Here is a 5,594-nt window from a genome sequence, read left to right as displayed (position 1 = left end):
GGGTAAGATTGAGAAGTTGCCCTTCGGGCCTGGTTGTGATGACTGGGTCGGGGGAGCGTCCGATCCTTGAGAACTCAACAGCGTGCACTTGTCAAATGCCAAATTATCCTCGTCGGTCTTCGGACTGGTGAGAATTCCTTTGGATCAAAGACCAATCCTTTTTCGGAGGGGTTGGCATTTTAAATGAAGTCAGTTTGATTCATTTCTTTGGTCAGTTCAAACTCGCTGCGTCGACCTTATTCCGGTTGATGTGGTTTTTTTCTTTTACGGAGAGTTTGATCCTGGCTCAGGATGAACGCTGGCGGCGTGCTTAACACATGCAAGTCGAACGATGAAGCCCAGCTTGCTGGGTGGATTAGTGGCGAACGGGTGAGTAACACGTGAGCAACCTGCCCCTGACTCTGGGATAAGCGCTGGAAACGGCGTCTAATACTGGATACGAACAAGAATCGCATGGTTACTTGTTGGAAAGATTTTTCGGTTGGGGATGGGCTCGCGGCCTATCAGCTTGTTGGTGAGGTAATGGCTCACCAAGGCGTCGACGGGTAGCCGGCCTGAGAGGGTGACCGGCCACACTGGGACTGAGACACGGCCCAGACTCCTACGGGAGGCAGCAGTGGGGAATATTGCACAATGGGCGCAAGCCTGATGCAGCAACGCCGCGTGAGGGATGACGGCCTTCGGGTTGTAAACCTCTTTTAGCAGGGAAGAAGCGAGAGTGACGGTACCTGCAGAAAAAGCACCGGCTAACTACGTGCCAGCAGCCGCGGTAATACGTAGGGTGCAAGCGTTATCCGGAATTATTGGGCGTAAAGAGCTCGTAGGCGGTTTGTCGCGTCTGCTGTGAAATCTGGGGGCTCAACCCCCAGCCTGCAGTGGGTACGGGCAGACTAGAGTGCGGTAGGGGAGATTGGAATTCCTGGTGTAGCGGTGGAATGCGCAGATATCAGGAGGAACACCGATGGCGAAGGCAGATCTCTGGGCCGTAACTGACGCTGAGGAGCGAAAGGGTGGGGAGCAAACAGGCTTAGATACCCTGGTAGTCCACCCCGTAAACGTTGGGAACTAGTTGTGGGGTCCATTCCACGGATTCCGTGACGCAGCTAACGCATTAAGTTCCCCGCCTGGGGAGTACGGCCGCAAGGCTAAAACTCAAAGGAATTGACGGGGACCCGCACAAGCGGCGGAGCATGCGGATTAATTCGATGCAACGCGAAGAACCTTACCAAGGCTTGACATATACGAGAACGGGCCAGAAATGGTCAACTCTTTGGACACTCGTAAACAGGTGGTGCATGGTTGTCGTCAGCTCGTGTCGTGAGATGTTGGGTTAAGTCCCGCAACGAGCGCAACCCTCGTTCTATGTTGCCAGCACGTAATGGTGGGAACTCATGGGATACTGCCGGGGTCAACTCGGAGGAAGGTGGGGATGACGTCAAATCATCATGCCCCTTATGTCTTGGGCTTCACGCATGCTACAATGGCCGGTACAATGGGCTGCAATACCGTGAGGTGGAGCGAATCCCAAAAAGCCGGTCCCAGTTCGGATTGAGGTCTGCAACTCGACCTCATGAAGTCGGAGTCGCTAGTAATCGCAGATCAGCAACGCTGCGGTGAATACGTTCCCGGGTCTTGTACACACCGCCCGTCAAGTCATGAAAGTCGGTAACACCTGAAGCCGGTGGCCTAACCCCTTGTGGGAGGGAGCTGTCGAAGGTGGGATCGGTAATTAGGACTAAGTCGTAACAAGGTAGCCGTACCGGAAGGTGCGGCTGGATCACCTCCTTTCTAAGGAGCAACTGGCAGCCATTGGTTGTCCAGACCCCAGATCGAAGGCGTATGTTCTTCGCTGGGAGCTCATGGGTGGAACATTAGACAAGGTGTCGGAGGAAGATTTCCTCTCTTAGTACATCGCCTTCGGGTGGTCGGAACGGGGTGGGGGTCGGGTGTCGGCACATGCACGCTGTTGGGTCCTGAGGGACCGGAACCGATCGTTTGGTCGGGACTGTACCTCTGGACCTTTTCCTGTTTCCGGTTTTGGCTGGTTGTGGGGAGGGGTACCGCCCGTACTTTGAGAACTACACAGTGGACGCGAGCATCTTGCAACAGCCTTCGGGTTGTTGCACAAGATGATCTTAAAGATCATTAGTCAATTTCAGACACACACCTTCGGGTGTGGGTCGAGTTTTGATTCAATCTCATGTGATTTCAAGTCTTTAAGAGCAAACGGTGGATGCCTTGGCATCTGGAGCCGAAGAAGGACGTAGCAATCTGCGATAAGCCTCGGGGAACTGATAAGCAAGTTTTGATCCGAGGGTGTCCGAATGGGGAAACCCCGCTGGGCGGCGTGCCGACCTAGTGACTCCCGCCTGAATATATAGGGCGGGTAGAGGGAACGTGGGGAAGTGAAACATCTCAGTACCCACAGGAAGAGAAAGCAACCGCGATTCCGTTAGTAGTGGCGAGCGAAACCGGATCAGGCTAAACCGAGTGTGTGTGATATCCGGCAGGAGTTGCATATTCGGGGTTGTGGGACTCACCTGTCATCTCTGCCGAGGTGGCGACGTTACAGAAGCGTATAGACGAACGGTCTTGAAAGGCCGGTCATAGAGGGTGCCAACCCCGTAGTCGAAATGCGTGTTCTGGCGTGGAGAGTATCCCAAGTAGCACGGGGCCCGAGAAATCCCGTGTGAATCTGTCAGGACCACCTGATAAGCCTAAATACTTCCAGATGACCGATAGCGGACAAGTACCGTGAGGGAAAGGTGAAAAGTACCCCGGGAGGGGAGTGAAATAGTACCTGAAACCGTTTGCTTACAAACCGTTGGAGCCTCCTTAGTAGGGGTGACAGCGTGCCTTTTGAAGAATGAGCCTGCGAGTTAGCGATATGTGGCGAGGTTAACCCGTGTGGGGTAGCCGTAGCGAAAGCGAGTCTGAATAGGGCGATTCAGTCGCATGTCCTAGACCCGAAGCGAAGTGATCTATCCATGGCCAGGTTGAAGCGTGTGTAAGAGCACGTGGAGGACCGAACCCACTTAGGTTGAAAACTGAGGGGATGAGCTGTGGATAGGGGTGAAAGGCCAATCAAACTTCGTGATAGCTGGTTCTCTCCGAAATGCATTTAGGTGCAGCGTTGCGTGTTTCTTGCCGGAGGTAGAGCTACTGGATGGCCGATGGGCCCTACAAGGTTACTGACGTCAGCCAAACTCCGAATGCCGGTAAGTGAGAGCGCAGCAGTGAGACTGTGGGGGATAAGCTTCATAGTCGAGAGGGAAACAACCCAGACCACCAACTAAGGTCCCTAAGCGCGTGCTAAGTGGGAAAGGATGTGGAGTTGCTGTGACAACCAGGAGGTTGGCTTAGAAGCAGCCACCCTTGAAAGAGTGCGTAATAGCTCACTGGTCAAGTGATTCCGCGCCGACAATGTAACGGGGCTCAAGCACGCCACCGAAGTTGTGGCATTGACATTATTGGTAGGCCTTCGTGGTCCAGCCGTGTTGATGGGTAGGAGAGCGTCGTGTGGCCAGCGAAGCGGCGGAGTGATCCAGCCGTGGAGGCTACACGAGTGAGAATGCAGGCATGAGTAGCGAAAGACGTGTGAGAAACACGTCCTCCGAAAGACCAAGGGTTCCAGGGTCAAGCTAATCTTCCCTGGGTAAGTCGGGACCTAAGGCGAGGCCGACAGGCGTAGTCGATGGACAACGGGTTGATATTCCCGTACCGGCGAAGAACCGCCCAAGCTAATCCAGTGGTGCTAAGTATCTGAATCCTCATGACCGGATCCCTTCGGGGTGATGGGGTGAGGCCTAGCGTACGACCCCATGCTGGTGCGGTTAGCGTATTAACAGGTGTGACGCAGGAAGGTAGTCCATGCCAGGCGATGGTAGTCCTGGTGCAAGTGTGTAGGCCGAGTCGTAGGCAAATCCGCGACTCACATAGGCTGAGACATGATGCGGATAAAAAGTGGATGATCCTATGCTGCCAAGAAAAGCATCGACGCGAGGTTCTAGCCGCCCGTACCCCAAACCGACTCAGGTGGTCAGGTAGAGAATACCAAGGAGATCGAGAGAATCGTGGTTAAGGAACTCGGCAAAATGCCCCCGTAACTTCGGGAGAAGGGGGGCCATCCACTTATACGGACTTGCTCCGAAAAGGGTGTGGTGGCCGCAGAGACTAGTGGGTAGCGACTGTTTACTAAAAACACAGGTCCGTGCCAAGTCGCAAGACGATGTATACGGACTGACGCCTGCCCGGTGCTGGAAGGTTAAGAGGACCGGTTAGCCGCAAGGCGAAGCTGAGAATTTAAGCCCCAGTAAACGGCGGTGGTAACTATAACCATCCTAAGGTAGCGAAATTCCTTGTCGGGTAAGTTCCGACCTGCACGAATGGCGTAACGACTTCCCAACTGTCTCAACCGCGAACTCGGCGAAATTGCATTACGAGTAAAGATGCTCGTTACGCGCAGCAGGACGGAAAGACCCCGTGACCTTTACTACAGCTTTGTATTGGTGTTCGGTGTGGCTTGTGTAGGATAGGTGGGAGACTGTGAAGCCATGACGCCAGTTATGGTGGAGTCATTGTTGAAATACCACTCTGGTCACTCTGGATATCTAACTTCGAACCGTGATCCGGTTCAGGGACAGTGCATGGTGGGTAGTTTAACTGGGGCGGTTGCCTCCCAAAAAGTAACGGAGGCGCCCAAAGGTTCCCTCAACCTGGTTGGTAATCAGGTGGCGAGTGTAAGTGCACAAGGGAGCTTGACTGTGAGACTGACAGGTCGAGCAGGGACGAAAGTCGGGACTAGTGATCCGGCAGTGGCTTGTGGAAGCGCTGTCGCTCAACGGATAAAAGGTACCTCGGGGATAACAGGCTGATCTTGCCCAAGAGTCCATATCGACGGCATGGTTTGGCACCTCGATGTCGGCTCGTCGCATCCTGGGGCTGGAGTAGGTCCCAAGGGTTGGGCTGTTCGCCCATTAAAGCGGTACGCGAGCTGGGTTTAGAACGTCGTGAGACAGTTCGGTCCCTATCCGCTGCGCGCGTAGGAAGTTTGAGAGGATCTGACCCTAGTACGAGAGGACCGGGTTGGACGAACCTCTGGTGTGTCAGTTGTTCCGCCAGGAGCACCGCTGATTAGCTACGTTCGGGATGGATAACCGCTGAAAGCATCTAAGCGGGAAGCCGGCCTCAAGATGAGACTTCCATACCTTCGGGTGAGAGGCTCCCAGCCAGACTACTGGGTTGATAGGCCAGATGTGGAAGCGCAGCAATGCGTGCAGCTGACTGGTACTAATAAGCCGATGACTTGATAACACACCGATTTTGTTGGTGCTACGCGTCCACTGAGTGGTTCTCGATGTACGGTCGAGAACCCTAACAAGCACGTTCACGCGTGTCTTTTAGGTTTTTGAAACATCAATAGTGTTTCGGCGGCCATAGCGTGAGGGAAACGCCCGGTCACATTCCGAACCCGGAAGCTAAGCCTCACAGCGCCGATGGTACTGCAGGGGGGACCCTGTGGGAGAGTAGGACACCGCCGAACTTCTTCTAAACAAAATGGCCACCCAACGCAGGGTGGCCATTTTGCGTTAACC

Annotated in this window: 3 rRNA genes; all 3 read left to right on the top strand. The window is 54.3% G+C overall.

Annotation, left to right across the window (positions count from 1 at the left end):
* Positions 1-263 precede the first annotated feature (263 nt).
* A 16S ribosomal RNA gene (locus ACYVG2_RS18975) occupies positions 264-1,788 on the top strand.
* A 418-nt stretch (positions 1,789-2,206) separates the two neighbouring features.
* Positions 2,207-5,313, top strand: a 23S ribosomal RNA gene (locus ACYVG2_RS18970).
* A 112-nt stretch (positions 5,314-5,425) separates the two neighbouring features.
* A 5S ribosomal RNA gene (gene rrf / locus ACYVG2_RS18965) occupies positions 5,426-5,542 on the top strand.
* Together the 16S, 23S and 5S rRNA genes form the textbook arrangement of a ribosomal RNA operon.
* Positions 5,543-5,594: the final 52 nt, after the last annotated feature.

The organism is Microbacterium shaanxiense (assembly GCF_054779995.1).
Note: the sequence above shows the minus strand (reverse complement) of the source record. Positions and strands in the feature narration are given on the sequence as shown.